Source organism: Halobaculum roseum (genome assembly GCF_019880245.1).
Lineage (GTDB): Archaea > Halobacteriota > Halobacteria > Halobacteriales > Haloferacaceae > Halobaculum > Halobaculum roseum.
On record NZ_CP082286.1, the window covers coordinates 2,154,161 to 2,178,382 of the forward strand.

Here is a 24,222-nt window from a genome sequence, read left to right on the forward strand (position 1 = left end):
GGGCGAGGTCCCGGGCCCGCCCGGAACCGAAACCCATACTCGCTCCCCGGCGCTCGGGCGCGTATGGACGAGGCGACCGCGTTCGCGCCGGGACACGTCACCGCCTTCTTCGCGCCGTACCCCGACCGCGACCCCGCCCGCGCCGGGTCCCGCGGCGCAGGCCTCGCGCTCTCGGACGGCGTCGAGGTGACCGTCCGACCCGCCGACGGGACCGGGGAGGGGTCGGACCCCGCCGGCGACGCCGGCCTCGCGTCGCTCGAACTCGACGGCGTGCCCGCCCAAATGGAGCCCGTGGAGCGGGTGCTCGCGGAGTTGAACGTCGCCGCCGAGGTCGCGGTGTCGAGCGACGTGCCGGTCGGCGCGGGCTTCGGCGTCTCCGGCGCCGCGGCGCTTTCGACCGCCCTCGCGGCGAACGCCGCCTTCGATCTGGACCGCTCGGAGAACGACCTCGTGCGCGTCGCCCACGCCGCGGAGGCGGCCGCCGGAACCGGCCTCGGCGACGTGGTCGGGCAGTTCCGCGGCGGCCTCCCGGTTCGGCTGGAGCCGGGTGCCCCCGGCTACGGCCGCATGGACGGCGTGCCCGCGCGCCCCCGCGTCGAGTACGTCTCCTTCGGCGAGCTCTCCACCGAGCGGGTGCTCGGCGGCGACCTCGACCCCGTACGCGAGGCGGGCGAGGCGGCGCTGACGCGGCTGATGCGCGCCCCCGACGAGGCTGAGCTGCTCGCGGCCGGCCGGGAGTTCGCCGTCGAGGCCGGCCTGCAGGTTCCGGAGGTCGCGGAGGCCGTCGAGGCCGTCGAGGCGGAGGGCGGCCTCGCGTCGATGGCGATGCTCGGGCGCACGGTGTACGCGCTCGGGACCGGGCTCACCGACGCCGGCTACGACGCCGCCGCGTGTTCGATCCACCCGACGGGCGCGACGCTGCGCCCCGAGGAGTAGCCCCGGCCCGTTCCGAGACGGAGTCACGGCCTCGCCGCCGAGGGGAAGTCCCCGATCCGCCCCGAGTAAACGCGCTTTTCGTCCCCCGCCGACGAGTCGGGGGTATGACCGACGACGCCGGCGTCGACGGCGACGCCGAGACGGACGCGGACGACGAGCGCGGCGGCGATCCCGAGGTCCCCGCGGACCCCGAGCACGAGTCGGAGATCCCCGAGGACCACCCACGGTACGAGTCGCTGCTCACCCGCCACCGCATCGAACACGGCGTGGACATCGGGATCACCTCGAAGCAGGGGCTCATCGCCGAGGGGCGCGGCGAGGCGTTCGACTACCTGCTGGGCGAGGAGACGCTCCCGAGCGCGGACGCCGCCGCCCGCGCGGCCGCCGCGCATCTCCTGCTGGCCGAGCGTCCCGTGCTCTCGGTGAACGGCAACGTCGCGGCGCTGGTGCCCGGCGAGATCGTCGACCTCGCCGGGGCGACCGGCGCCGACGTCGAGGTGAACCTCTTCAACCGCACCGAAGAGCGCATGCAGGCCATCGCCGACCACCTCCGCGAACACGGCGCGGGCGAGGTGAAGGGGCTCACCGCGGACGGCCGTATCCCCGGCCTCAGCCACGAGCGCGCGAAGGTCGATTCGGACGGAATCGGCGACGCCGACGTGGTCGTCGTCCCCCTGGAGGACGGCGACCGCGCGGAGGCGCTGGGCGCGATGGGGAAAACCGAGATCGTGATCGACCTGAACCCGATGAGCCGGTCGGCGCAGGTCGCGGCCGTCCCGATCGTCGACAACATCATCCGCGCCGTCCCCAACATCACCCGCCACGCCGAGGAGCTGGCAGACGCGAGCGACGAGGACCTGTGCGAGATCGTCGAGCGCTTCGACCCCGAGGCCGCCCTCGTCGAAGCCGAGCGTGCCATCCGCGAGGGCGACCTGGACTGAGCGAACGGCACGACGATCCCGACACCCGAACGCAGTACGGGCGGGTGTCCGGGAGAGAACGATCTGCGGAACCGCCGCGGCGACGATCCTCGACCGACTTCGGGCGGGACTGAAAGGGGCCGCGTTCTCGACGCTGCACGACCCCGCAAGCACCGCAGCGCGAACGCAGTGAGCGCGAGGAGCGCAGGGGCGGTCGCGCGAGTCGAGAACGCGGGGGCTTTCGCGGTCTTCGCCCGCTCGGTGAAATCGTCACCGACGGAGGCCACCGCCGAATCAGAACAGTTACCTCCTAGTCACGAAACCGAACCCGATCAATGACCGACATCCGCGGCGTCGTCCTCGGCGCGATCCGTCGCCCGGACACGGACGAGTACCTCGTCCAGCGGCTTCCCGGCACGCGCGACGGTCACCACTTCCACCGCTTCATCGGGGGCGGGATCGAGCCCGGCGAACCGAGCGACGCGGCCCTCGTTCGCGAGTTCCGCGAGGAGCTCGGCGTCGCCGTCGACGCCGGGGCCGCCGTCTGCACCGTCGAGAACCTGTTCGAGTACGACGGCGCCTCCCACCACGAGTTCGCGGTCGTCCGCGAGGCCCGGTTCCGGGACGGTTCGCTGTACGAGCGCGAGCGGTTCCACGGGAACGACGACGGCGGGATCGAGTACGAGGCGTACTGGCGCTCGCTGGCGGCCCTCCGGACCGCGGACGCCCCGTTCTTCCCGGCCGGCGTCGCCGACGCGCTCGCGAGCGACGAACACGTCCACGTCGTCAGCCCGCACGAGGCCGACGCCGCGGCCGTCGCCGACGCGCTCGCGAGCGACGAACACGTCCACGTCGTCAGCCCGCACGAGGCCGACGCCGCGAACGTCGCCGACGCCGACGTTCGCGACTAATCGAACCCGGACACCAGGGTCACGAGCCACTGCATCGGGTCGCCCCGTTCGCGCACCTCCACGGACTCCACCCACTTGACCCACTGGAACCCCCGGCGCCCGGGTGCGACGAGGCGCGCGGGGGCGCCGTGGCCGTGCGAGAGCGGCCGGCCGCGGACGTGCGTCGCCAGCAGCGCGTCCTCGGCCTCCTCGATCGGGAGCGACCAGCGGTAGCCCGTGACCGAGGTGAATCGGACGTACCGCGCTCCGTCCTCGACGCCCGCGGCGTCGAGCAGGTCGCCGACGCGGACGCCGCCCCACCGCTGGTGCGTGTACCACCCGGAGGTGCAGTCGAGCGTCGCCGCCAGTTCCGTGTCCGGTCCCACCGGGGCGCCCCCGCCGTCCCTGCCGCCCCCGCCGTCCATGCCGCCCCCGAGGTCGTCGTAGCCGAGGTCCAACTCCTCACCGACCAGCCCCCGTACCGCGAGGGTCCACGAATCCCGATCGATCGGGTCGGGGTCGTCGGCGACCCACGAGGTGACCGGGAAGCCGCCGCCCTCGGTCTCGGTGTCGTAGAGATCCCCGGTCGGCTTCGAGCCGGTGAACCGTCGGCTCGCGCCGCCGAGGGCGCGGTCGGCCGCCTCGCTCGCGCGCCACGCGACGGTGCCGGCGAGCAGGAGCGCGCCGACCTTGAGGGCCGCGCGACGGTCGGGGTCCACGTCGCGCGGGGAGTGATAGCGCCCGCGGAGGTGGTACAGCACCAGCGGAACGAGCAGCAGGCCGAGGCCGACGTGGAGGTTGAGGGTCGTCCACGCCAGGATCGGTACGTTGCCGCCGAGCACCCAGAAGGCGCCCGTCGCCAGCGCCGCGAGCGTGACTGCAGCCTGGAGGACGGACAGCGGCGTGAAGCGGTCCCACGAGGCCGTCGACGTGACGCGTCGGCGGACCCGCCACAGCTTGAACCCGACGAGCGCAGCGAGCGTCAGACCGACCGTCGAGTGGAGCCAGAACACCCACGCGCCGCTCGGGGTGCCCCGGGTGAACGAGTACAGGCCCGAGGCGACCTCGAACGCGACACAGGCGGCGATGGCCCAGTCGACGACGCGGGCCGGCGGCTGGACGCGGCGGAGGGCGCGAGCGACGGCGCCGCGAAGGCCGCTCATACCCGATCGGAGGGGCCGGACCGACATAGGTTCGTGGCCGAACGTTGCCCGCGACGCACCCGGTCGCCGTCCGCGACGGCAACGCCCAAGGGCCGCTCGGCCGTCGACCCGCGCATGCCAGTCGCACTCGTCACCGGCTCCTCCCGCGGGATCGGCGCCGCCGTCGCGAAGCGGTTCGCCGCCGACGGCCACGACGTGGTCGTCAACTACCACACCTCGGAGGCCGCCGCCGAGGAGACGGCCGAGGCCGTCCGCGAACACGGGCAGGAGGCCACCGTCGTGGGAGCGGACGTGTCCGATCCCGACGCCGCCGCGCGCCTCGTCGACGCCGCGGTCGAAGACCTCGGCGGGCTCGACCACGTCGTCAACAACGCCGGGATCGACCAGCACGTCTACACCGAGGACCTCGACCCCGAGGACTTCGACCGCGTAATGGACGTGAACGTCAACTCGGTGTTCGCCGTCACCAAGGCGGCGCTCTCTCATCTCCGCGACAGCGACGCGGACCCGACGCCCTCGGTGACGAACGTCTCCTCGATCCTCGCGTACACCGGCGCGCCGATCGAGGTCCACTACGCCGGCTCGAAGGGGGCGCTGCTGTCGGTGACGAAGAGCCACGCCCGCGACTTCGCCCCGGACATCCGGGTGAACGCGGTCGCGCCCGGCCACGTCGAGACGGACATGACGAGCGACCGGAGCCCCGAGGAGAAGCGGGAGGAACTGGCGGAGATTCCGATGGGGTACTACGGCCAGCCGGCGGACATCGCCGAGGCGGTCGCGTACCTCCGGGACGCGCGGTTCGTCACCGGCGAGACGCTGCACGTGAACGGCGGCGAGCTGATGCGGTAGACGGCGCCCGAGAAATCGGAGGGAGTTCCCTCCCTCTAGTGTGATCGTACACTAAAATTTTAAATCCGAAACCGACATACCGTTACGCATGGGCGACACCGAGGCCGAGAGCACCGTGTCCGGGAACCAAGCGAACATCCCGGCACGGATCCGGCGGGAACTCGACATCGACGACGGGGACCACCTCCGCTGGGAGGTCCGCGACGACGGGACGCTCCGCGTCGAAGTCGTCCAGCAGCGAGCGGGGACGTTCGCCGACTTCGACGGGTACGGGGGGACGGCGGACACCGACGCAGCAGTCGAGCACGACGGGTGGGGTGTCGAATAGTGCCGCGCGCGCTCGTCGATACGTCCGTCCTGTTCGCGGCGGCCTACCGTCGAGACGCCGCACACGAGGATGGAATCACCGTTCTCCGGGGTATCGACTCGGGGGACCTCCCGGAGGGAGTCGTACCGGAGTACGTCCTCGCCGAGACGCTCAACGGTCTCACGACCCACGCGGGACACGACGCGGCGGTCGACTTCCTCGACCGGATCGAGGAGAACGCGAACATCCACATCGAGTCGGTCACGGACGCTGTGCGCGCCTCGGCGAAGTCGGTCTTCCGACGACATCCGCGGCTCTCGTTCGTCGACGCGGCGATCATCGCACACATGCGCACGGCCGGGCTCGGCTATCTGTACGCCTTCGACGACGATTTCGACGGGATCGACGACGTGTATCGGTTGTGCTCCGATACGAACCCGTACCGCCCGGACTGAGGACTGATCCGGGCCGTTGCTCCGCTACAGCGCCGCCTCGATCCGGTCGAGTCCCTCCTCCAGTCGCTCCATCGAGTTGGCGAACGAGAGCCGAAGCTGCCCGCGGCCGGCCTCGCCGAAGCCGTCGCCGGGCGCGAGCACGACGCCGGCGTCCTCACACAGTCGCCTCGCCAGCGGGAGGCTCGCCTCGTCGGTGTCGGGGTTCAGGAAGGCGTAGAAGGCGCCCTCCGGATCCGGCGCGGTCACGCCCGACATGTCCGAGAGGCGGTCGGCGACGTAGTCGCGACGCTCGCGGAAGGCGTCGTACATCTCCTCGACGGGCGCTTGCGGCCCGGTGAGCGCGGCGATCGCGGCGTGTTGGGCGACGCTCCCGGTGCAGGCGGTCGTCGACTCCCGGATCTTCGTCGCCTCGTCGACGACCGTCGGGTCGCCGGCGAGCCAGCCGACGCGCCAGCCCGTCATCGCGTACGTCTTCGAGCAGGAGCCGACCGTGAGCACGTGTTCGGGGTGTCCGGTCAGGGCGGCGACGCCCGTGGGATCGCGGTCGTACGTGAGCTTCGCGTACACCTCGTCGGCGATGACGTACGCGCCGTGGTCGGCGGCCGCGTCGACGACCGCGCGCACCTCGTCGGGGTCGGCGATTCGGCCGGTGGGGTTCGAGGGCGAACAGAGGATCACCAGCGAGGTGTCCTCGCCCATCTCGGCGATCAGGGTGTCCGCGTCCAGATCGTAGTCGGGCGCGGGCATCGGCACCTCGACGGGTGTCGCGTCGGCCAGTCTCGCCTGCGTCCAGTAGTTCGGCCACGACGGCGACGGCAGGAGCACCTCGCTGCCGGGCTCGACGGTCGAGAGCACCGCGAGGTGGAGCGCCTCCATTCCGCCGGTGGTGACGACGACCTCGTCGGCCGCGTGCCGAACGTCGTACTCGCGCGCGAGGGTGTCGGAGATCGCCTCCCGTAACTCCGGGAGGCCGGCGTTGGAGGTGTAGTGGGTGTGTCCGCCGCGGGCGGCCGCGACCGCGGCGTCGACGGCGTGCTCGGGCGTGTCGAAGTCGGGCTCGCCGACCTCGAGGCGGACGAGGTCGCGCCCCTCCCGCTCCAACTCCTGGGCGAGGTCGAACATCACGCGGATCCGCGAGCGGTCGCACGCGCGGACGCGGGCGGTCGGTTCGTGCATGCCCGGTGGTTCTCCTCGGGGGAGTTGAAGCTACGCGTGGCTGCAGTCCGTGCACGAGCCGCGGTCGCGAGAAAAAACGAGATCGGCGGCCGGTCGACCCGGCTTACAGCTCGACTGCTTCCTTGTTCCCGAGCGACTCGGGGACGGTGAAGCGGATGCTCGTGGTCGCGCCGGCCATCGTGTTGACCTTGATCGTCACTTCGCTGCCCTCGCCGAGTTCACCGTTGATGACGCTCGTATCGAACACGAGGTTCAGGCGGTCGTCGGCGTCGTTGAGGACGTTGTTCGAGTCGTCGGAGTCCTTCACCGTCTGGTAGGAGAACTCGTTGCTCTGGAGGCTTCCCGGGAGGCTCTCGTACTCGGCGGTGGTGTTCGCGATCAACTGATCCGTTCCGCTGGGACCGATCCAGGTGACCGTGGCGTTGTGGATGTCGATCTCGCCGGCGCCGGGCGCCTGCGTGACGGTCACGTTCACGATGTCGACGGCGTCGCCGGCGCTGTTCACGTTACCGACGGTCGAAACCTCCTGGAGCCGGTCGCTGACCTGTTTGCTCGACTGCTGTCCCGTTTCCTGCGACTTGCTCTGGAGGAATCCCGCGGTGTTGATGAGGACGCCGGCGGCGATCGCCGCCACCAGCACCATCGCGATGAACACGATGAGCGTCCCGATACCCACCTGCCCGCGCTCTTCCTCGTCCGTGATGAATTCGAACATTGCGTGTGGTTCTCCGCTCCCTGATCGGAGCTATCGAACCCTCCCGCGGACTGGTACTTGAGTTACGCCCTCGAAAACTCAGTAGTGATATCGGGGTGCCCTCCGGCGGTCGAGCCGGCCGCCAGCTTCGCGGGTAGTGGGCCGGCGCATGGCCGTCAGTGACGGTGCGGAGCGGTGCGGACGCGTCGCCCGACGGACCGCTTCGCCGTGCCCGTACCGGGCGGGGGATTTATTGTCGGATGTCATTCGTGTGGTTGTATGCCGAACTGCACTCACTGCGGGACGGACATGGGAACCGTCGAGACGGCGACACACTGTACGGACTGCGGGACGGGGCCGCTGTGCTCCGCCTGTTGGGGCGTGTCAGTCGAGCGACCGTCGGGGACTTTCTGCCCGAACTGCTTGGAGTAGTCGCCCGCGGGCGGGCGGAAGTGGACTCACTCCGCGGTCACGTCGGCCGCCAGCTCGGCGGGCGGACCGCCGTCGAGGCGGTCGCGGTCGTGGGACTCGGCGAAGTCGATGTCGGGTCCGGTGGGCACGATCCGCTTGGGGTTGAGGCTCTCGTGGGACTTGTAGTAGTGGCGGGTGATGTGGTCCACGTTGACGGTCTCGGCGACGCCTGGGATCTGGTAGATCTCCTTGGTGTACTCCCAGAGGTTGTCGTACTCGTGGATCCCGCGGCGGTTACACCGGAAGTGGGTGTGATAGACGTGGTCGAACCGGACCAGCGTCGCGAACATCGCCACGTCCGCCTCGGTGAGCCGGTCGCCCGCGAGGTAGCGCCGGTCCCCGAGCAGGTCGTCGTACTCGTCGAGGGCGGCGAACAGCTCGTCGACGGCCTCGTCGTACGCCTCCTGCGTGCTCGCGAAGCCGGCGCGGTAGACGCCGTTGTTGATGCGCGGGTAGATATCGTCGATCAGGTCGTCCACCGCCTCGCGAGATCCCTCGGGGTAGAGGTCGACGCCGTTGCCGAGGTCGTCGAAGGCTGTGTCGAGCATCCGCATGATCTCCTCGCTCTCGTTGTTGACGACGGTCTCGCGTTGCTTGTCCCAGAGGACGGGGACCGTCACGCGCCCGGTGTACTCGTCGTCCGCCCTCGTGTAGATCTCCCGGAGGTAGTCGGCGCCGTACAGCGGGTCCGGCTGTTCCTCGGAGAACTCCCATCCCTCGTCGTAGCGCTCGGGTTGTGTGAGCGACAGCGAGATGACGTCGTCCAGCCCCTTCAGCGCCCGCGTCATCGCGACGCGGTGGGCCCACGGGCACGCCCGGCAGATATACACGTGATAGCGGTCGGGTTCGGCGGGGAACTCGGGGTTGTCGACGGGGTCGGCGCCGGGCTCCGGCACCGAGCCGTCGATCCAGTCGCGGAAGCTGGTCTCGGTTCGCTCGAACTCGCCGGAGTCGCCCGTGTCGCGGCGGACGCCGGTGCGCCACTCGCCGTCGACGAGCATGTTGGTCGCGTCGCTCATTGGTCGTGATCCATCGTGGGCGGCCACACGCTAAAGCCGTGTGGCGGCGGAAGCCGCCGGTTCACGTCCGCCTGCCCGGCCGGCCACACGAATATATTCCGAATTCGAGGGAATAAATTATGTCGATGCGCGCTGATCGGCCCGGTATGGTTCGGACGTGCCAGAACTGCGGGGGAACGGTGACGGAGCGCTACGCTCGGGTGTTCGCGCCCGACGCGACGGCCGGACCGCGGGTGTGTCCGAACTGCGAGGACCTCGTGCGCGACGGCGCGAGCGTCCGCGAGGCCCGCGCGAACCGCGGATAGCGGCCCGACCGCCAGGACGGTACCCTACTCGACGGTCCCCGCGCTCACCCGCGCGAACCCGCCGAGCAGCGTTCGGTACTCCACGTCCGCACACGCATCCCGGAGCGCGCGGTGGGCCGCGGCGACGCGCTCGTCCTGGACGGTCGCGGGCGACCGCTCCAGCGACCTCGCCGTCCCCGGCGGCGACCCCGCGCGGACGAACAGATCGAACGCCGGGTTCAGCAGCCGCCATCCCGACCGCGTCGTCCGCGCCAGATCCAACAGCGCGATCCGGCCGCCCGGCCCGACGAGGTCGGCCCACTCGCGAACCGCCGCCGCCGGCTCCGGGAGCATCCCCACGACGAACGCGCCACAGCAGGCGTCGACGGCGTCGGGACGAAGCGGCGGGCGGGTCGCGTCGCCGCGGACGAAGTGACCCGCGGCGCCCGTCCCGCTTCCCCCGTCGCGGTCGCCCCCGTCGCGTTCTCGCTCGCGTTCCCGTCCGCGTTCGCGCGCGACGCGGAGCACGCCGGACGCGAAGTCGACCCCGACGTACGTTCCGCCGGCGTCGAGGCGGTCCGCGACGTACGGCCGGTTCGCGCCGGTTCCGCAGCCGAACTCGACGACGGTCGCGTCCGCGGGAGGATCGAGCGCGTCCGCCAACGCCCGCCGGAGCGTCGCCACGAGGGGGCCGCTCCTGGCGAGCGCGTCGTACGCGCGGGCGATGCGGGTGTAGAAATCCGGGGCCGACGGGTCCGGTCGGTCACGCGAGGGTGCCACGGCTACAGGAGGTCGCGAACCGTCCGGGCGACCGTCGGCGCGTCCGGACCGAGGACGTACAACACCGGCTCGACGCCGACGCCGCCGGTCTGGTAGACCGCGAAGACGTCGCCGAGGGCGTCGGTGGGGTCGTCGCTGTCGGCGGTCGCGTCGCCGGCGGCGCCGCCCTCGCTGCCGGCGCCCGCCCCGTTGCCGAGACGGCCCGCCACGGCCGCGCGGACGGGGTCGTCGGGGGAGCCGGCGTCGGTCTCGCCGTGATCGTTCGGCTCGAACTCGATCGCCTCGACGCCGGCGTCGGCCAGGCCCTCCACGAGGTCGGGGTCGTAGCGGACGTTCACCGCCGCGCGGGCGTCGACGCCCGCCGCCCGCGCCGACAGCAACACGCCCGCGACGTGTTCGCTGACGCCGAACTCGGGGTCGCTCGGCACGCGGGCGGTCCCCTTCACGTCGAAGATCCGGCCCGGAACGGCTGCGATGTCGTCGATGTCGACCGCGTCGGGCACGCACTCCACGAGGTTCGAGCCGACGTGGGGGATGAGCCCCGCGAACCCGGAGGTCGCGGTGAGCGTCCGGACGCCGCGGCGCAGCGAGGAGAGCGTCCGCTCGCGGTCGCGCAGACCGCTGTCGGGGTCGTGGACCGCGAAGTCGTAGTCGGCGCCCGCCAGCTCCGGCATCGCCGCCTCGTGGAGCTCCGCGAGCAGGTCGCCAGCCTCTAGTCGCCGGATCAGCACCTCGAGCTCCACGAGCGCGCCGACGCGACTCAGGTCGCCCGACGCGAGCCCCTCGGCGACACGGTCGACGGCCTCGCGGACGCGCTCGTCGTCGGCGACGCGGTCGTTGGTCGCCACGTCGCCGTGTGCGTACTTCGACACCGCCGACTGGCTGATGCCGAGCGCGTCGGCGACCTCCCGCTGGGTCAGGTCGCGCTCGCGAAGCGACTCCGCCAGCAGCGCGCGGACGGTCGGGAGGAACTCGTCGACGACGACCTCCTCGATGAACCTCATCGGTCGGGCTCCCCGTCCCCGCCGGACTCGTCGGCGTCGCCGGTCGCGAACTCGGGGTCGTTGCCGATGCGCGACGCCTGCGGGCCGGACTGGTCCTGGTACTTCGAGCCGCGCTCCTCGCCGTAGGGCCGGTCGGCGGGCGTCTTCAGCTCCGTGAACGTGAGCTGTGAGATGCGCATGCCCGGCGAGAGCGCGACGGGCGCGTTGCCCAGGTTCGACAGTTCGAGGGTGATCTGTCCGCGGTACCCCGGGTCGCAGAGTCCGGCGGTCGCGTGGACGACGATCGCCAGGCGGCCCAGCGAGGAGCGCCCCTCGACGTGCGCGACGATGTCGTCGGGGATGGCGACCGTCTCCTTGGTCGTGCCGAGCACGAAGTCGCCCGGGTGGAGGATGAAGTCGTCGCCCTCGGGGACGTGGGTCTCCTCGACGTACTCGTCGACCTCGCGGGCGTCGGTCGGGTGGATGCAGGGGATGTTCGTCCGGCGGAACTCCAGGAACTCCGAGCCGAGCCGGAGGTCGACGCTCGCGGGCTGGACCTGCGTGTCCACGTCGTCGAGCGGATCGATCGCGAGGTCGCCCTCCTCGAGCCGGGCGAGGATGTCGGTGTCCGAGAGTATCATTACCGGAGGCGCGGCCGCCGGCGGCCTAAAGCTTCTCTCATTGCGGGCCGGTTGCCGCCTCAAAACAGCTCGAACACCAGCCCGATCGCGGTGAGGACGCCGACGATCGTCGCGGCGGTCCCGACCGAGTGGTCGCGCGCGTCCGCCAGCCCGTACGTCCGGATCACGCCGGCCCAGACCGCGACGACGACGGCCGCGAGCAGGCCGACCAGTTCGACGCCGCCGATCGCCGCCCGGAGGGCGTCGAGCGCACCCTCGGGGTTCTCCGGGAGCGCGACCGTTCGAAGGCGGGAGATCACCAGTACGCCGACGGCGAGCAGGCGCGCCAGGCTCGGCACCATCCCCCAGCCGGCGACCGCGAGCGTGTCGGCGAACGCGCCCTCGCCGTCGGCGAGCGCGCTCGCGGCGTGGAGGACGCCGCCCTGCACGAGCCACACCACCGGGACGAGCACGACGGTCGCCGGCGGGAGCCACGACAGCTCCTCGGCGACGAGCGCGCCCAGGTTCCGCTCGACCTCCTTCGGCTCCCCGCAGCCGGTCGGCGTGTCGTCGAACATCGAGTCCTCGCAGAACGGCTCGCCGGGGTACGCCGGGTTGTCGACGGTGATCGGCACGTCGAGGGCGGCGGCGAACTCGCCGAGGAAGACGGCCAGCCCGCCGGCGGTGGCGAGGGTGACGACCGCGACCGCGGCGGCCGCGTGGGCGAACGGCGGGGAGCCGTCGTGGGCCTCGTAGTAGCGACTCGGTCGGAGGAGGGGCGTGCGGGGACGCGACATCGTCGGCTCCTCTCGGGCGGGCGACAAATGCGTTCCGTTCGCCCGTCGGGGACTCCGACAGCGCGGTGCTGGGGGCACGGCGGCGCGGTGCGACACCCTTTCGGTCGCGCTCCCCGCACGCGGGGTATGAGCATGAAGCAGGCCATCGTCGTCCGCACCGACCTCGGGATGGGGACGGGGAAGCTGGCCGCGCAGGTCGCCCACGCGTCGCTGTCGGCCTACGAGGACACCGGGACGAAGGCGCGCAAGGCGTGGAAGGGCGAGGGACAGAAGAAGGTCGTCCTCAAGGCCGCCGGCGAGTCGCAGATCTTCGAGCTGGCCGACCGCGCCGAGCGCGAGGGGCTCCCACACGCGGTCATCCGCGACGCCGGGCACACACAGCTCGACCCCGGAACCGTCACCACGCTGGCGGTCGGCCCGGGCGAGGAGTCGATCGTCGACAAGGTGACCGGCGACCTCTCGCTGTACTGATGCGGGAGGCCCATCCCCGCGAGCGCGCCACGGGCGTCGACTTCTACGTCAGCGACGCCGACGGGATCGGCGGCCGCCTCCGCGTCGCCCCCGAGGACTTCCGCGTCCGCGAGCGCGAGCGGATGGACCCGGAACCGCTCGACGCCCACGAGGGATCGTACCCCTTCCTCCTCCTGCGGGCGACCCTCCGCCGCTGGGACACCAACGACTTCGCGAGCGCGCTGTCGAACGCGATCGGCGCCAGCCGCGAGCGCGTCTCGTGGGCCGGCACGAAGGACAAACACGCCGTCACGACGCAGCTGTTCACGGTCCGCGACGCCGACCCCGAGGAGATCCCGGACCTCGACGGCGCCGACATCGAGGTGCTCGGGCGGGTCGGGCGCGACCTCACCTTCGGCGACCTCGCGGGCAACGAGTTCGCGATCCGGATCCGCGAGACGGCGGGTGACCCCGATCCGATCACCCGCGACCTGCGGGCGTTCGCCGCCGGCGACAGCGCCGCCGCCGGCGACAGCAACGTTGCCGCCGACGACACGGCGGTCGAGATCGCGGTGCCGAACTACTTCGGCCACCAGCGCTTCGGGAGCCGCCGGCCGATCACCCACGAGGTCGGCCTCGCGGCGATCCGCGGCGACTGGCGCGGCGCGGTGCTCGCCTACTGCGGCAACCCGTACGACACCGAGCCGGAGGACTCCCAGCGCGCCCGCGAGGTCGTCGAGGACCAGGCGGACGCCGACAGCCCGGACTGGAGCGCCGCGCTCGAGGCGATGCCCGGTCGCCTGCGCTACGAGCGCTCGATGCTCCACCGGCTCGACGAGGGCGCCGACTGGCGTGAGGCGCTGGAGGCGGTCCCGTCGAACCTCCAGCGGCTGTTCGTCAACGCCGCGCAGTCGTACGTGTTCAACCGGATCCTCTCCGAGCGCCTGCGCCGCGGGCTGCCGTTCGATCGCCCGGTCGCGGGCGACGTGGTCGCGTTCGTCGAGCGGGACACCGCGTTCCCGAAGCCCGACATGGACCGGCTCCAGCGGGCGACCGAGGGGCGCGTCGACACGCTCGCGCGCCACTGCGAGCGCGGGCGGGCGTTCGTCACCGCGCCGCTGGTGGGCACCGAGACGGCCCTCGCGGACGGCGAGCCCGGCGAGATCGAACGCGAGATCCTCCGCGACCTCGACGTGGATCCGGGCGACTTCGAGCTGCCGGGGGAGTTCGCCTCCACGGGCACCCGTCGGGCGATCCTGCTCCCGACCGACCTGACGGTCTCGGCGGAGGATGGCGACCCGGTGTTCGAGTTCGCGCTGCCGTCGGGGTCGTACGCGACGGCGGTGCTTCGGGAGTACATGAAGTGCGATCCGGAGCGGCTCTAGGACAGCCGCGGCGGTGTGCGATCCGGAGCGGCTCTAGAACTACCCTGCGGTGAGGACGCCCCGGTTCTCCCCGACCCGGACCTATTTCGCGCGGACCGTCGAACGACGCCCATGACGCGCCACCTCGACGCGGCGGAGGACCGACGATGAACGCGGCGGCGATCGACCACTTCGTGCTCACCGTCTCGGACGTGAGCGCGAGCTGTGACTTCTACGAGTCGCTGGGGGCGGAGGTCGTGACCTTCGGCGACGACCGGAAGGCGGTCCGCTTCGGCGACCAGAAGATCAACCTCCACCCGACCGACGGCGACGTGACGCCCGTCGCGGCCGAGCCGACCGTCGGCGCCGGCGACTTCTGTCTGCTGACGGAGACGCCGATCGAGACCGTCGAGGCCGAACTCCGCGAGCGCGGGATCGAGATCGTCGAGGGGCCGGTCGAGCGAACCGGCGCGGTGGCGCCGATCACGTCGGTGTACGTCCGCGACCCCGACGGCAACCTCGTCGAGATCGCGACGACCTGACCGGCCGTCGACGGGGCGAACGAACGGGCTTATCCTCGCGCCGTCCCTTCCGACGGTAATGAACTGCCGGCGGTGCGGCTCGTCCCTTCGCAAGCCCGGGGACTACTGTCTCGCCTGCGACACCGCCAACTGCGAGAGCGTCGTGATCGAGTTCGGGGCCGACCGCGCGACGCTCACGATGCTCGGCTTCGAGCCCGAACACCCGCCCGACGACTTCGACCCCGCGTCGCTGGTGCTCGGGGAGACGACGGTCACGACCGTCCCCGACGACGGCGAGCGCACCGCGAAGGTGCAGCTCCGGAACTTCGCCGGCCGCGTCGCCGACGAGGTACGGCGCAAGCGCCCCGAGACGGTGTACGCCGCCGGCGAGCGCGAGCCGCTGCGGGAGGCCCGCGCGCAGCTGCACTACGAGTTCTACCGCGTCCCCGACGAGGACCCCGTCGGCGCCGTGCTCGCCCGCCGCGGCGAACCGGCGCTAGAGGTGGTCGACGCGCCGGCGGAGGCGAAGATCGGCGGCTCGCACTCGACGCTCATCGGCGAGCGAACCGGGATGAAGGCGATCCTCGCGGCCGCCGAGCACCCGCACGTCAAGAAGGTGATCCCCGGCCCCATCGACGCCGGTGGCTCCGGGTCGCGCACGGGCCTGCGCGCGAAGGTGACCCGCGCCGACGAGCACGGGAACGTCCGGCTGCTCCTGCGTGACGGCTCCAGCGTGCAGGAAAATCGCGTCGTCACGACCGCCGGCGACCGCGAGACGGGCGAGCGGGTGCGCGACGACCTGAACGAGGTGCTCCAGGAGTCGGGGTTCGCGGAGGGCGGGGGGCGGTAGCGCCCGGCGTCAGACCGTCCCGTGATCGCCGGCGAGCCCGTACTCGTCGGCCTCCGCGCGCGGGTCGGCGCGCTCGTACAGGGCGTGGAGCGTGAACGAGACGTTCCGCTTGCGGCAGCTGTCGCGGTAGGCCGCCAGCGCCTCGCGGTCGGGGAACTGCACGCGGAAGTCCCATCCCGTGTGGTCGCCGCTGGCGGACACCGGGCGGGCGCCGGTGTCGGCGAACACGTGGGATGCGGTCCGCTGGGTCGTCTCGGGCGCGAGCGTCGCTCGGTAGAACCGGAAGTCCGGTCCCTCGCCGAGCACGCGCACGTCCTCGACGGACTCGTCGTTGGCGAGTGCGTCCTCGAAGCGTGTCAGGTCGTCGCCGCGGGCGAAGAACTCGATGCGCGTGGTGTCCCCCTCGATCGTCCGCTCGAGGTCGGCCGTCACCTCGGGCGCGGCCGCGAGGGCGTCGCGGAGGACTGGCGTCGACAGCGTGAATTCGGCGATGAGCATTCCGGCGGTCTCCTATCAGAGTACCGACCATCCACGGAGATAAAGGTGTGCCACGGTGTCCCCGAGGAGGGCTCCCGGGACGGGCCGCCTCGACCGTCGACGACGACGGGCGGAATTCGCGGGGTTTTTGACGCCCAACGGCGAAGTCGCGTTCATATGGCTGAACAGCAGAAGGCGCGGAAGGTCGGCAGCGCCGGCCGCTTCGGCGCGCGATACGGGCGCGTCGCCCGAAAGCGCGTGTCGGACATCGAGGCAGAGATGGAGAACGCCACCGTCGACGGCGACTCGGTCAAGCGCATCGGCACCGGCGTGTGGGTCAACGAGGAGACCGGCGAGACGTTCACCGGCGGCGCCTACCGGCCGCAGACGCCGGGCGGTCGCTCGGTGCGGCGCAGCATCCGCGCCGCCCTCGAAGACGAGAGCGACGACGAGTAACCCCCCGATCCTCTCACACAGATGAGCTACAAGTGTTCCCGGTGCAAGCGCGACGTCGAGCTCGACGAGTACGGCGGCGTGCGCTGTCCGTACTGCGGACACCGCGTGCTCCTCAAGGAGCGCGCGCCCGACGTGAAGGAAGTCGACGTTTCCTGACCCGGGCGCCGTGCCCGCACCCGACGCGTACGACCACCGCGCGGTCCTTCGCTTTCCGTACCCCGACCAGCGGCGCGCCCGGACCGTCCACGGGGCGATCGCCGTCGAGGTCGGCGACATCGACGACGACCGGTCGACGGCCGCCGTCGACCGCGCGGGCGACACCGTCGAGGTGACCGTGCGCGCGCGCGACCTCGTCGCGCTCCGGGCCGGCGTCAACACCTGGACCCGGCTCGTCGAGACGGCCGAGACGGTGGCGGCGACGGCGGAGCGGTAAGCGACCCTCGGAGGAGGCTCCCGGTCGTTGACGGCGCGCCGGCGCCGTTCGCGACGCGCACGGCCATTCCGTTCGCCGCTCGCGCCGAGGGCTCACTCACTTGACCGCACCGCTCACGGCCGTGGGCGGCTCGGCCCGGAGACCTCGCCGCCGTTCACGAGGCGTTCAGTCGCTCGCTTCGCTCGCTCTTTCACGCCTCGCTCCCAATGACCGGGCTTTTCACCCCGAAGCCCAACTGCCCGTGTATGCAGGGTAATCTGCCGCCGGAAGCTCAAGAGAAGATCGAGGAACTGCAGGACCTTCAGGAGCAGGCCCAGCAGCTCGCCGAACAGAAACAGTCCACGCAGACCTCGCTGACGGAGGCGCAGTCCGCGCTGGACGCGATGGAGGACATCGACGAGGACTCGACGATGTACCGCGAGGTCGGCGAGATCCTCGTCGAGACCGACTACGAGACCGCCTACGACGACCTCGAGGAGAAGGTCGACACCCTCGAGATGCGCGCCGAGCGCTTCGACTCCCAGGAGGAGAAGGTCCAGCAGCAGTTCGAGGAGCTTCAGGAGGAGCTCCAGCAGATGCTGCAGGGCGGCGCGGGCGGCGGCCCGGCGGGCATGGGTCCCGGCGGCGCCGGCGGCGCGTAAGCCGTGAGCGACGACCGCCCCGAGCCGACCGACGAGGAGGTCGTCGAGACCGCCTCCGAGGCGGCCGAAGGGGTCGTGCTCGCGCGGTATCGACAGTCTGATCTCCGTGACTTCGACGTGACCGTCTCCTTCGAGGACGGCGTCCTCGACGTGGACGTGTACGTCAATCCGCCGGCCGACGCCGAGGCGGACGCCGACGAGGTGGCCGACGAGGCCGCCCGCGCGGCCCGCGACGCCGTCGACGAGCTGTTCGGGCTCGCGTAGGCCCCTCGATCCGTTCGTTCGACCGCCGCTCGCCCGTATTGACGTGTATCTGATACGAACGTTTATTCTCGATCGGGTGGTATGCTACCACATGGCAGCCAGACGAAGCGCCGGCACGACCGCACTCGACGTGTACCGCGACCGCCTCCGCGAGGCGCCAACCTGTCCGGAGTGCGGCTACACCGACGACGGCGGCGACTGGCAGACCGCATACCGCGAGCAACAGCTCGTCTACCGGCACAGCTGTCCGCGCTGTGCGGCGATCGACACGCGCGTGCTCCGGTTCGACGGCGCGAGGTAGTCGGGGTCGGCGGCGGGGGGTGGCCGTCGGGATCGAGGTCGACCGATCGGTCGCCCGTCGAGCCGGCGATCGATCGGTTCCGGGCCGGTTCGCGGCGATAGTAACGCTTACGCGCGGTTCCGTCCAAGGGCGCTCGTGACACCCGCAGGCGACTCGCCGTCACGCGGCGTCCTCCTGATCACGGTCGACTCGCTGCGCGCCGACGCGCTCGGGCCCCACACGCCGACGCTTCGCGAGCTCGCCCGCCGCGGGACGGCCTTCGAGACGGCCGTCGCGGGCGGCAACTGGACCCCCTTCTCGTTCCCGGACCTCCTCGGGGCACGCCCGGTGTTCGCCGACGCGTCGACGCCGGGGCCGGCAACCGACCCGACGCTCGCGGAGTCGCTGTCGGCCGCGGGCGTGCGCACCGCCGGCGTCAACGCGGGGAACGGCTTTCTGACGGAGTACTACGGCTACGACCGCGGCTTCGACGCCTTCGAGTCGTTCCTCGACGGCGCCCGTACCCCGGTCGGGCGCTTCCTCACGACCCATCCGACGGTCAACGGCTGGGTGCAGTACCTCGGCTGGCCCCTCGGCAACGCCGCCGCGAAGCTGCGCGGACACGAGCGGCGCCACGCGGTCGACACCTCCCACCTCCACGCGCTCGAACGCCGGGCGTTCGACGCCGTCGACGACGCCGCGGCCGACGACGACCGCCCCTTCTTCCTGTGGCTCCACTACATGGACACCCACACCCCGTACGTCCCCGCCCCGCGGCACGTCCGCGCGGTCACCGACGGCGAGGTCGGGTCGTTCCAGACGCTGCTGGGACACCTCCGTGCCGGGCTCGGCAAGGAGGTCGACGAGGGAACCCTCCGAACCCTGCGGGCGCTGTACGACGCCGCGGCCCGGCAGGTCGACGAGTCCGTCGAGCGCGTCCTCGAAGAGCTCTCGGCGGCCGGCCTGCGGGATGAGACGACGGTGGTCCTCGCCGGCGACCACGGCGAGGAGTTCCTCGACCACGGCCACCTCGCGCACTACCCGAAGCTGTACGACGAGCTCGTCCGCGTTCCGTTCGTCGTCGACCATCCCGACGCCCCCGCCCGCCGCGAATCGTCGCCGGTGCCCCTGCGCGACGTTCCCCCGACCGTCTGCGACGCGCTCGGCGTCGAGCCGCCGGCCGCGTTCGCCGGCGAGAGCCTCCTGCCGACGGTCACCGACGCAGTCCCGCCCGAACGCGAGCCGGTCACCTCCCTCGCCCTGCGTGGGGAGTCGGTGACGAGCCAGCCCATCCCGCGCCGGCTCGGGGACGGCACGCCGCTGGTCTCGGCCCGAACCCGGGAGTGGACGTACATCCGCGAGCCGGACGGCGGGGTCCGGGTGTTCGACCGCGAGCGCGACCCCGGAGAGCGTGAGCCCGTCGACCGCTCGGCGGTCCCGCGCGAGACGATGCGCGATATCGAACGCGCGGCCGACGACCGGCTCGCGCTCCTCCCCGACGCCGGCGACGCCGCGGATGCCGACGGCGACCGCGGCGACGAGGGGGACGAGGTGCCAGACGAGATCGGACGCCGCCTCGACGCGCTCGGCTACCGCTGAATCGCCGCCCCGGCGTCCTCGGCTACCGATGACCGGTAGTTTTCACGTGCGGAGACCCGAACGTATTTGTACGAACCCGAGCCAGCGGGAGTATGGTCGAGGCGTTCGCGGTGGCGAGCGGGAAGGGTGGCACCGGCAAGACCACCACCACGCTCGCGCTCGGGATGGCGCTCGCACGGCGGTACGACGTGACCGTCGTCGACGCCGACACCGGCATGGCGAACCTCCTGTTTCACGCCGGGCTCGCGGACGCGCCGGTCACGCTTCAGGACCTGCTCGCGCCGGACGCGAGCGGTCCCGACGGCGCCGCCGTCGACGTGGCCGATGCGACGTACGAGCGCCACGGTATGCGGGTCGTCCCCTGCGGCACCAGCCTCGCGGCGTTCGAGCGCTCGGACCCCGCCCGGCTCCGGGAGGTGGTCGCCGAGCTCGCCGCCGACACCGACGTGCTCCTGTTGGACTCGCCGGCGACGCTCGCCTCGAAGTCGGCCGTCCTCCCGATCGTCCTCGCCGACCGCGTGGTCGTCGTCACCCAGCCCACCATCCCCGCGCTCTCGGACGCGCTGAAGGTGCAGGAGTACGCCGCCTCCTACGGCACGGGGATCGCGGGCGTCCTGTTCAACAAGGTCCGCGGCGACCTCGGCTCCGTCGGCGACCAGGCCGAGCGCTACTTCGAGGGGTCGACGCTCGGCTCGGTCCCCGACAGCGACGCCGCACGGGCGGCCCGCGACGCCGGCGAACCCCTCCTCGCGCACGCGCCCGACAGCGACGCCGCCGCGGCCTACCGCGCGGCCGCCGCCGGGATCGACCCCGAGCCGAAGGCCGCCGGCGACGTGGCCGACCGGTTCCGGAGCGCGGTCGTCCCCGAGCGGCCATGACCGGCGAGCCCGATGCCCACGCGGCCGCCCCGATACGCGAGCGACTCCCCGACGGCGACCTCGTGGGCGCCCGCGTCGCCGCCGACTTCGCCGCCCCGCTGGCGAGGGCGCTCGACGACCGACTGACCGGCTACCTCCGGCTGGAACCCGGCGACGCGCTGCTGGGTGTCGGCGGGAGCGAGGCCGTGATCACGGTCGAATCCGGGGTCCCCGTCCTGGCGTACGACGCCGGCAACGCCGGCGCCGACGCCGACGACGCCGACGGTCCGGCGGCGCTGGCGGCGCTCGCGGGGACGACGCCCGTGCGGGTGGAGCGCTACCGGCTCCCCGCCGAGGCGCTGGCGTCGCTGCACGACACGGAGGTCGAGGGGAGCGACCCGTTCCGCGTCGCGCCCGGCGCGCCCGCCCGGGAGCTCGCGGGCGACGACGCGCTCGCCGAGCGAACCCGCGAGGCCGCGCCGGCAGAGCGCCGCGACGCGGCGGGCGACCACGACGCGCTGGCGGCGTTTCTCGCCGACGAGGAGCGCGTCGAGGCGGTTCGTCGGGAGGCGCGGGCGGAGGCACGGGCCCGGGCGGAGGAGTGGGACCTGGGCGACCAGCTCGCGGAGTAGCCGGATCGCGGAGCACCGAACCGCGGCGCACCCGGCCCGCGGAACACCCGGCCCACGGAGCGACCGGACCACAGAGCAACCGACCGAGCTACGGTGGCCGAACTCCTGGTTCCGGCAGTGACCCTCCCGTGACCCTCCTGCGACTGCTTTCGGCCCGCGACGTTGCGGACTTCGCCGAGTGGTACCGCGCGGGCGCCGAGTATACCGACCGCGTCGCCGACGGCATGGACTTCGACCGCGACGGGGCGGACGCGACAGGCGCGGACCCTGTCGCCGAACCGTCTGAGACGGTCGCCGCGCTGCGCGGGGGGCGGACGGACCTGTCGCCGGCGGCGTCGAGGGTGGTCGCCGCGACGTACCTCGGCGACGCGGCCTTCGGCCGGCCGTTCCTGGCGTACACGCCGCGGTGGTACCGCCTCGCGCTGGCCGGCCCGGTCGCGCTGGCGGCGCGTCGCCTCCGGCGGGTGGCGGCGCCGTTCCGGGAGGGCGTCGCCACCGCCGTCGCTGACGGCGACCGTGACGGTGACGGCGACCGGCGGGCCGCCGCGTCGCGGACACGGGCACGAGAACCAGAGTACACCGCCCCGTCCGGGCTCTCGGTCGGCGCCGACGCGGTCGCGTCGGTGCGCGATCCGGGCGGCTTCGAGGCGTTCGAACGGTCGTTCGTGCTCGCGGACGCCGTGTTGCACACGGAGTGGTTCGCGCACGTCGCCGACGCCGCCGGGATCGCGGTGCCCGAGGACCTGATCGAGCGCACGGTTCGGGAGTCCGCGGCGTACTACACCGGCCGCCGTGCGAGTCTCTCCCCCGACGTGCGGCGGTTCCAGCGCCTGCTGTTCCTCGACGACGCGTGGGTCAGGGACGTCGACGCGAGCTACCGGCTGAACTCGGCGCTGTTCGGCGTGTGGGAGCGGATCCTTCGAGAGGAGCGGCGGCGACTCGAACGCGCGAGCCGGGAGTGACTGCGGTCGGAAGCGATCGAGTGGAGGGTGGAGAGCGGGGACCGGAGACAGAACGGGACCGCGCGGGGAGCGGGGACCGAACCGGGGGCGTCGTCCGGTCAGCGCCCGGCCGGATCGCTCGCGTCGGTCGCGTATCCGCGCCCCAGCGCCAGCGAGGCCGCGTGTGCGAGGATCAGGCCCGCGAGGAGGAGCGGTCGCGTCGAGGCGGCGCCCGAGACGAGCGCCGGGAGGTACGCCAGCGGGAGGAGGGCGGCCAGCCAGAAGGCGACCGTCTCGCCGACGCGGACGGCCCCGTCGAACGCCGCGCTCGCGGAGGCGGCCGTTCGGCGGGCGAGCTGTGGTGCCGACACGTCGTCGGCGTCGGGGAAGCGGACGGAGGGTGTTCGGTCGGTCGTGGACATAGGTTGGGCGTACCCGGTACGTGGAACCGGGACCACGTATAGTCGCCAGACCGTTGGCGGCGCTTCGCTCGGTTCACGGGCCGTTCACGACCGTTCGCGCCGCGGTCGAGGGGAGAGACGGTCGATTCACGACTGTTTCTTAGACGGTTAGACTATTCATCGGCTTCTCTCAGGGCGTTATCGTGGGACTACCCGGGTCGCCGCCGTCCGGGTTCGAACCGCACGGTTCGTGCGGTCGAAGCGCACGCTTTGCGGCGATGTCCGCCGCGACGCGAGGGCTTTGGGCGGACGGAGTGTTTCGATTCGTATGAATCTCCCCGCCGCGCGTCGCCCCCGCATCGATCGCGGGACGGCGCTGGTCGGACTCGCCGCGGTCACGCGAGTCACCGCGGGGGCCCTCCTCGGCACGTCGCTGGCGGTCCACGTCGGGCGAACCGGGTCGGCGCTCGAGGTGTCGCTGCTCGCGACCGCGTTCTCGCTCGGCATCATCCTGTTCGCGCCCGTCTGGGGCGCGTTCGCGGACGTGACCGGTCGCCGGAAGCTGATCCTCGTCGCTACCGGCCTCGGCGCGACGCTCGCGCTCACGCCGCTGATCGCCGTCGACGCCGTCGCGGCCGCCGCCTCGGCGGTGCTCCCCGTCACTGTCGACCCAGTGTGGATTCAGGTGCTCGTGCGGGGGCTGTACGCGGTCTTCATCGCCGGATTCGGACCGCTGATGTTGACGGTCGCCTCCGAGCGCGGCGGTCCCGGCGGTCGCGGGAAGTCCGTCGGCTCTTACAACGCCTTCACCGCCGCGGGGTCGGGCGCCGGCCAGTTCACCTCGGGGCTGCTCCTCGGCGCGCTCGTCCCCGGCGACGTGTACGTCGTCGTCGCGGCCGTCTCGCTGTCGGCGACCGTCGCCGTCGCGCTCGTCGACCCCGGCGACGCGACGCCGGACCCCGACGCGGAGTCGCTTCCGCGGGAGATCCGGTCGCGGCTGCTGCCCGCCGCCGGCGAGCGCGGTCACCTCTCGACGAACGGGCTCGGCTGGCTCTACCTCGGCCTGTCGGCTCGGCAGGCGACCGTCTCGGGCGTCGGCGCGCTCATGCCCGTGTACATCGTGGCGACCTTGGGGCTCCCGGAGGCGTGGATGGGCGCGGTGCTGGCGTTCAACCCCGTTTCACAGACCGCGTTGATGTACTACCTCGGCGGCGTCGTCGACGAGCGGGGGCGCAAGCCGATGATCACGCTCGGGATGGCCGGCTCGGCCGTCTTCGGCCTCGTCGCGGCGGCGGCGGTGTTCGCGCCCGGCGGGCTCGCGGCCGCCGGCGTCGTCGCGCTCGGCTACGTCACGCTCGCGGTCGCGTTCTCCGCGATGTGGACCGGGTCGGTCGCGTTCGTCGGCGACGTGGCGCCGGAGAACCGCGAGTCCGAGCTGATGGGGCTGGCCTCGACCGCGCGGTCAGTCGGGGGCGTCGTCGGCCCGCTGGGCGTCGGCGCCGTCGCCACGGTCGCGGGCTACCCGACGGCGTTCGCGGCGGCGTCGGTGCTCGCGCTGGCGGCGGCCGCGGTCGTCTCGCTCCGCGTCGCCGAGAGCCGCCCGGCGGTCCCCGGCGCCGGTACGGGAGCCGGCGTTCCCGCGGACGACTGACGGGGTCGTCGGGACGAACGATCGCCGCGCCGCCGACCGACTTTTGCCCTCCGGGGCCGAC

Annotated in this window: 32 protein-coding genes; 22 read left to right on the top strand and 10 right to left on the bottom strand. The window is 72.3% G+C overall.

Annotation, left to right across the window (positions count from 1 at the left end; genetic code table 11):
* Positions 1 to 63: 63 nt before the first annotated feature.
* The 3 genes from K6T36_RS10885 (at position 64) to K6T36_RS10895 (ending at position 2,767) form a co-directional block, all read left to right on the top strand.
* Entirely contained in the window at positions 64 to 936 is an 873-nt protein-coding gene (locus K6T36_RS10885; protein ID WP_222921303.1) for a pantoate kinase, read from the top strand.
* Positions 937 to 1,040: 104 nt separating this feature from the next.
* The gene (locus K6T36_RS10890) at positions 1,041 to 1,877 is read left to right on the top strand and encodes a 4-phosphopantoate--beta-alanine ligase (RefSeq protein ID WP_222921304.1); all 837 of its coding nucleotides are present in this window, start codon (positions 1,041 to 1,043) and stop codon (positions 1,875 to 1,877) included.
* 314 nt (positions 1,878 to 2,191) lie between these two features.
* Positions 2,192 to 2,767 carry an NUDIX domain-containing protein gene (locus K6T36_RS10895; RefSeq protein WP_222921305.1) on the top strand — a complete coding sequence of 192 codons (576 nt, stop codon included), beginning with the start codon at positions 2,192 to 2,194 and terminating at the stop codon, positions 2,765 to 2,767.
* Here the strand turns inward: K6T36_RS10895 and K6T36_RS10900 are convergent.
* Positions 2,764 to 3,909 (bottom strand): molybdopterin-dependent oxidoreductase, encoded by a 1,146-nt coding sequence (locus tag K6T36_RS10900; RefSeq protein WP_222921306.1) that lies wholly within the window; start codon positions 3,907 to 3,909, stop codon positions 2,764 to 2,766. The genes K6T36_RS10895 and K6T36_RS10900 overlap by 4 nt on opposite strands.
* Before the next feature lie 114 nt (positions 3,910 to 4,023).
* Here K6T36_RS10900 and K6T36_RS10905 point away from each other — a divergent pair, with 114 nt between their 5' ends.
* From K6T36_RS10905 to K6T36_RS10915, 3 genes are all read left to right on the top strand, one after another.
* Positions 4,024 to 4,758, top strand: coding sequence for a 3-oxoacyl-ACP reductase family protein (locus K6T36_RS10905; protein ID WP_222921307.1), 735 nt, complete (start codon positions 4,024 to 4,026; stop codon positions 4,756 to 4,758).
* 88 nt (positions 4,759 to 4,846) lie between these two features.
* The gene (locus K6T36_RS10910; RefSeq protein ID WP_222606660.1) at positions 4,847 to 5,086 is read left to right on the top strand and encodes an AbrB/MazE/SpoVT family DNA-binding domain-containing protein; all 240 of its coding nucleotides are present in this window, start codon (positions 4,847 to 4,849) and stop codon (positions 5,084 to 5,086) included.
* Positions 5,086 to 5,520 carry a type II toxin-antitoxin system VapC family toxin gene (locus tag K6T36_RS10915; RefSeq protein WP_222921308.1) on the top strand — a complete coding sequence of 145 codons (435 nt, stop codon included), beginning with the start codon at positions 5,086 to 5,088 and terminating at the stop codon, positions 5,518 to 5,520. The genes K6T36_RS10910 and K6T36_RS10915 overlap by 1 nt, the downstream gene beginning before the upstream one ends.
* 24 nt (positions 5,521 to 5,544) lie before the next feature.
* Here the strand turns inward: K6T36_RS10915 and K6T36_RS10920 are convergent, their stop codons facing one another.
* From K6T36_RS10920 to K6T36_RS10930, 3 genes are all read right to left on the bottom strand, one after another.
* A complete protein-coding gene (locus K6T36_RS10920) occupies positions 5,545 to 6,696 on the bottom strand; it encodes a pyridoxal phosphate-dependent aminotransferase (RefSeq protein WP_222921309.1) in 1,152 nt (383 codons plus the stop codon).
* A 103-nt stretch (positions 6,697 to 6,799) separates the two neighbouring features.
* Complete coding sequence (locus K6T36_RS10925; RefSeq protein ID WP_222921310.1) at positions 6,800 to 7,411, bottom strand: archaellin/type IV pilin N-terminal domain-containing protein; 612 nt, start codon at positions 7,409 to 7,411, stop codon at positions 6,800 to 6,802.
* A gap of 437 nt (positions 7,412 to 7,848) precedes the next feature.
* Entirely contained in the window at positions 7,849 to 8,880 is a 1,032-nt protein-coding gene (locus tag K6T36_RS10930; RefSeq protein ID WP_303651368.1) for a glutathione S-transferase family protein, read from the bottom strand.
* Between the two features lie 146 nt (positions 8,881 to 9,026).
* Here K6T36_RS10930 and K6T36_RS10935 point away from each other — a divergent pair, with 146 nt between their 5' ends.
* Positions 9,027 to 9,185, top strand: coding sequence for a DUF7563 family protein (locus tag K6T36_RS10935; RefSeq protein ID WP_222921311.1), 159 nt, complete (start codon positions 9,027 to 9,029; stop codon positions 9,183 to 9,185).
* 24 nt (positions 9,186 to 9,209) lie between these two features.
* Here K6T36_RS10935 and K6T36_RS10940 read toward each other — a convergent pair whose 3' ends face one another.
* From K6T36_RS10940 to K6T36_RS10955, 4 genes are read right to left on the bottom strand one after another with little or no spacing between them, the layout of a single operon-like run.
* Entirely contained in the window at positions 9,210 to 9,944 is a 735-nt protein-coding gene (locus tag K6T36_RS10940; RefSeq protein WP_222921312.1) for a class I SAM-dependent methyltransferase, read from the bottom strand.
* 2 nt (positions 9,945 to 9,946) lie between these two features.
* Positions 9,947 to 10,948, bottom strand: coding sequence for a thiamine-phosphate synthase family protein (locus tag K6T36_RS10945; protein ID WP_222921313.1), 1,002 nt, complete (start codon positions 10,946 to 10,948; stop codon positions 9,947 to 9,949).
* Positions 10,945 to 11,568: a dCTP deaminase gene (gene dcd / locus K6T36_RS10950; RefSeq protein ID WP_222921314.1), complete on the bottom strand. Its 624-nt coding sequence runs from the start codon at positions 11,566 to 11,568 to the stop codon at positions 10,945 to 10,947. Before dcd ends, K6T36_RS10945 begins: the two co-directional genes overlap by 4 nt.
* 59 nt (positions 11,569 to 11,627) lie before the next feature.
* Positions 11,628 to 12,344: a YIP1 family protein gene (locus K6T36_RS10955; RefSeq protein WP_222921315.1), complete on the bottom strand. Its 717-nt coding sequence runs from the start codon at positions 12,342 to 12,344 to the stop codon at positions 11,628 to 11,630.
* A gap of 132 nt (positions 12,345 to 12,476) precedes the next feature.
* Here K6T36_RS10955 and pth2 point away from each other — a divergent pair, with 132 nt between their 5' ends.
* From pth2 to K6T36_RS10975, 4 genes are all read left to right on the top strand, one after another.
* On the top strand, positions 12,477 to 12,815 hold the full coding sequence (gene pth2 / locus K6T36_RS10960) for a peptidyl-tRNA hydrolase Pth2 (protein WP_222923434.1): 339 nt from the start codon (positions 12,477 to 12,479) through the stop codon (positions 12,813 to 12,815).
* Positions 12,815 to 14,179 (top strand): tRNA pseudouridine(13) synthase TruD, encoded by a 1,365-nt coding sequence (gene truD / locus K6T36_RS10965; protein WP_222921316.1) that lies wholly within the window; start codon positions 12,815 to 12,817, stop codon positions 14,177 to 14,179. The genes pth2 and truD overlap by 1 nt, the downstream gene beginning before the upstream one ends.
* Positions 14,180 to 14,325: 146 nt before the next feature.
* Entirely contained in the window at positions 14,326 to 14,700 is a 375-nt protein-coding gene (locus K6T36_RS10970) for a VOC family protein (protein WP_222921317.1), read from the top strand.
* Positions 14,701 to 14,758: 58 nt separating this feature from the next.
* On the top strand, positions 14,759 to 15,529 hold the full coding sequence (locus K6T36_RS10975; RefSeq protein ID WP_222921318.1) for a DUF2103 domain-containing protein: 771 nt from the start codon (positions 14,759 to 14,761) through the stop codon (positions 15,527 to 15,529).
* 9 nt (positions 15,530 to 15,538) lie between these two features.
* Here K6T36_RS10975 and K6T36_RS10980 read toward each other — a convergent pair whose 3' ends face one another.
* Positions 15,539 to 16,027 carry a bacterio-opsin activator domain-containing protein gene (locus K6T36_RS10980; protein ID WP_222921319.1) on the bottom strand — a complete coding sequence of 163 codons (489 nt, stop codon included), beginning with the start codon at positions 16,025 to 16,027 and terminating at the stop codon, positions 15,539 to 15,541.
* Positions 16,028 to 16,183: 156 nt separating this feature from the next.
* On the opposite strand from K6T36_RS10980, the gene K6T36_RS10985 reads away from it, so the two are divergent.
* The 10 genes from K6T36_RS10985 (at position 16,184) to K6T36_RS11030 (ending at position 22,130) form a co-directional block, all read left to right on the top strand.
* Positions 16,184 to 16,462 carry an eL43 family ribosomal protein gene (locus tag K6T36_RS10985; RefSeq protein WP_222606674.1) on the top strand — a complete coding sequence of 93 codons (279 nt, stop codon included), beginning with the start codon at positions 16,184 to 16,186 and terminating at the stop codon, positions 16,460 to 16,462.
* 21 nt (positions 16,463 to 16,483) lie between these two features.
* Positions 16,484 to 16,618 carry a DNA-directed RNA polymerase subunit P gene (locus K6T36_RS10990; protein ID WP_222606675.1) on the top strand — a complete coding sequence of 45 codons (135 nt, stop codon included), beginning with the start codon at positions 16,484 to 16,486 and terminating at the stop codon, positions 16,616 to 16,618.
* A 10-nt stretch (positions 16,619 to 16,628) separates the two neighbouring features.
* Positions 16,629 to 16,895, top strand: coding sequence for a KEOPS complex subunit Pcc1 (locus K6T36_RS10995; protein ID WP_222921320.1), 267 nt, complete (start codon positions 16,629 to 16,631; stop codon positions 16,893 to 16,895).
* 245 nt (positions 16,896 to 17,140) lie between these two features.
* A complete protein-coding gene (locus K6T36_RS11000; protein WP_222606677.1) occupies positions 17,141 to 17,536 on the top strand; it encodes a prefoldin subunit beta in 396 nt (131 codons plus the stop codon).
* Between the two features lie 3 nt (positions 17,537 to 17,539).
* Positions 17,540 to 17,800, top strand: a complete 261-nt coding sequence (locus K6T36_RS11005; RefSeq protein ID WP_222921321.1) for a DUF3194 domain-containing protein — start codon at positions 17,540 to 17,542, stop codon at positions 17,798 to 17,800.
* A gap of 91 nt (positions 17,801 to 17,891) precedes the next feature.
* A complete protein-coding gene (locus K6T36_RS11010) occupies positions 17,892 to 18,101 on the top strand; it encodes an HVO_0649 family zinc finger protein (RefSeq protein WP_222921322.1) in 210 nt (69 codons plus the stop codon).
* 135 nt (positions 18,102 to 18,236) lie between these two features.
* Positions 18,237 to 19,679: a sulfatase family protein gene (locus K6T36_RS11015; protein WP_222921323.1), complete on the top strand. Its 1,443-nt coding sequence runs from the start codon at positions 18,237 to 18,239 to the stop codon at positions 19,677 to 19,679.
* A gap of 92 nt (positions 19,680 to 19,771) precedes the next feature.
* Positions 19,772 to 20,557 carry a nucleotide-binding protein gene (locus tag K6T36_RS11020; protein ID WP_222921324.1) on the top strand — a complete coding sequence of 262 codons (786 nt, stop codon included), beginning with the start codon at positions 19,772 to 19,774 and terminating at the stop codon, positions 20,555 to 20,557.
* Positions 20,554 to 21,168, top strand: a complete 615-nt coding sequence (locus K6T36_RS11025) for a DUF8054 family protein (protein ID WP_222921325.1) — start codon at positions 20,554 to 20,556, stop codon at positions 21,166 to 21,168. Before K6T36_RS11020 ends, K6T36_RS11025 begins: the two co-directional genes overlap by 4 nt.
* Before the next feature lie 128 nt (positions 21,169 to 21,296).
* Entirely contained in the window at positions 21,297 to 22,130 is an 834-nt protein-coding gene (locus K6T36_RS11030) for a DUF8116 family protein (RefSeq protein WP_222921326.1), read from the top strand.
* A gap of 98 nt (positions 22,131 to 22,228) precedes the next feature.
* Here K6T36_RS11030 and K6T36_RS11035 read toward each other — a convergent pair whose 3' ends face one another.
* Positions 22,229 to 22,531: a DUF8028 family protein gene (locus tag K6T36_RS11035; RefSeq protein WP_222921327.1), complete on the bottom strand. Its 303-nt coding sequence runs from the start codon at positions 22,529 to 22,531 to the stop codon at positions 22,229 to 22,231.
* A 307-nt stretch (positions 22,532 to 22,838) separates the two neighbouring features.
* Here K6T36_RS11035 and K6T36_RS11040 point away from each other — a divergent pair, with 307 nt between their 5' ends.
* On the top strand, positions 22,839 to 24,161 hold the full coding sequence (locus K6T36_RS11040) for an MFS transporter (RefSeq protein WP_222921328.1): 1,323 nt from the start codon (positions 22,839 to 22,841) through the stop codon (positions 24,159 to 24,161).
* Positions 24,162 to 24,222 lie beyond the last annotated feature (61 nt).

Coding starts and splice junctions, on each gene's coding strand:
- K6T36_RS10885 (WP_222921303.1), top strand. CDS start 64: ATGGACGAGGCGACCGCGTTCGCGCCGGGACACGTCACCGCCTTCTTC.
- K6T36_RS10890 (WP_222921304.1), top strand. CDS start 1,041: ATGACCGACGACGCCGGCGTCGACGGCGACGCCGAGACGGACGCGGAC.
- K6T36_RS10895 (WP_222921305.1), top strand. CDS start 2,192: ATGACCGACATCCGCGGCGTCGTCCTCGGCGCGATCCGTCGCCCGGAC.
- K6T36_RS10900 (WP_222921306.1), bottom strand. CDS start 3,909: ATGAGCGGCCTTCGCGGCGCCGTCGCTCGCGCCCTCCGCCGCGTCCAG.
- K6T36_RS10905 (WP_222921307.1), top strand. CDS start 4,024: ATGCCAGTCGCACTCGTCACCGGCTCCTCCCGCGGGATCGGCGCCGCC.
- K6T36_RS10910 (WP_222606660.1), top strand. CDS start 4,847: ATGGGCGACACCGAGGCCGAGAGCACCGTGTCCGGGAACCAAGCGAAC.
- K6T36_RS10920 (WP_222921309.1), bottom strand. CDS start 6,696: ATGCACGAACCGACCGCCCGCGTCCGCGCGTGCGACCGCTCGCGGATC.
- K6T36_RS10925 (WP_222921310.1), bottom strand. CDS start 7,411: ATGTTCGAATTCATCACGGACGAGGAAGAGCGCGGGCAGGTGGGTATC.
- K6T36_RS10930 (WP_303651368.1), bottom strand. CDS start 8,880: ATGAGCGACGCGACCAACATGCTCGTCGACGGCGAGTGGCGCACCGGC.
- K6T36_RS10935 (WP_222921311.1), top strand. CDS start 9,027: ATGGTTCGGACGTGCCAGAACTGCGGGGGAACGGTGACGGAGCGCTAC.
- K6T36_RS10945 (WP_222921313.1), bottom strand. CDS start 10,948: ATGAGGTTCATCGAGGAGGTCGTCGTCGACGAGTTCCTCCCGACCGTC.
- dcd (WP_222921314.1), bottom strand. CDS start 11,568: ATGATACTCTCGGACACCGACATCCTCGCCCGGCTCGAGGAGGGCGAC.
- K6T36_RS10955 (WP_222921315.1), bottom strand. CDS start 12,344: ATGTCGCGTCCCCGCACGCCCCTCCTCCGACCGAGTCGCTACTACGAG.
- pth2 (WP_222923434.1), top strand. CDS start 12,477: ATGAAGCAGGCCATCGTCGTCCGCACCGACCTCGGGATGGGGACGGGG.
- truD (WP_222921316.1), top strand. CDS start 12,815: ATGCGGGAGGCCCATCCCCGCGAGCGCGCCACGGGCGTCGACTTCTAC.
- K6T36_RS10970 (WP_222921317.1), top strand. CDS start 14,326: ATGAACGCGGCGGCGATCGACCACTTCGTGCTCACCGTCTCGGACGTG.
- K6T36_RS10975 (WP_222921318.1), top strand. CDS start 14,759: ATGAACTGCCGGCGGTGCGGCTCGTCCCTTCGCAAGCCCGGGGACTAC.
- K6T36_RS10980 (WP_222921319.1), bottom strand. CDS start 16,027: ATGCTCATCGCCGAATTCACGCTGTCGACGCCAGTCCTCCGCGACGCC.
- K6T36_RS10985 (WP_222606674.1), top strand. CDS start 16,184: ATGGCTGAACAGCAGAAGGCGCGGAAGGTCGGCAGCGCCGGCCGCTTC.
- K6T36_RS10990 (WP_222606675.1), top strand. CDS start 16,484: ATGAGCTACAAGTGTTCCCGGTGCAAGCGCGACGTCGAGCTCGACGAG.
- K6T36_RS11000 (WP_222606677.1), top strand. CDS start 17,141: ATGCAGGGTAATCTGCCGCCGGAAGCTCAAGAGAAGATCGAGGAACTG.
- K6T36_RS11010 (WP_222921322.1), top strand. CDS start 17,892: ATGGCAGCCAGACGAAGCGCCGGCACGACCGCACTCGACGTGTACCGC.
- K6T36_RS11020 (WP_222921324.1), top strand. CDS start 19,772: ATGGTCGAGGCGTTCGCGGTGGCGAGCGGGAAGGGTGGCACCGGCAAG.
- K6T36_RS11025 (WP_222921325.1), top strand. CDS start 20,554: ATGACCGGCGAGCCCGATGCCCACGCGGCCGCCCCGATACGCGAGCGA.
- K6T36_RS11035 (WP_222921327.1), bottom strand. CDS start 22,531: ATGTCCACGACCGACCGAACACCCTCCGTCCGCTTCCCCGACGCCGAC.
- K6T36_RS11040 (WP_222921328.1), top strand. CDS start 22,839: ATGAATCTCCCCGCCGCGCGTCGCCCCCGCATCGATCGCGGGACGGCG.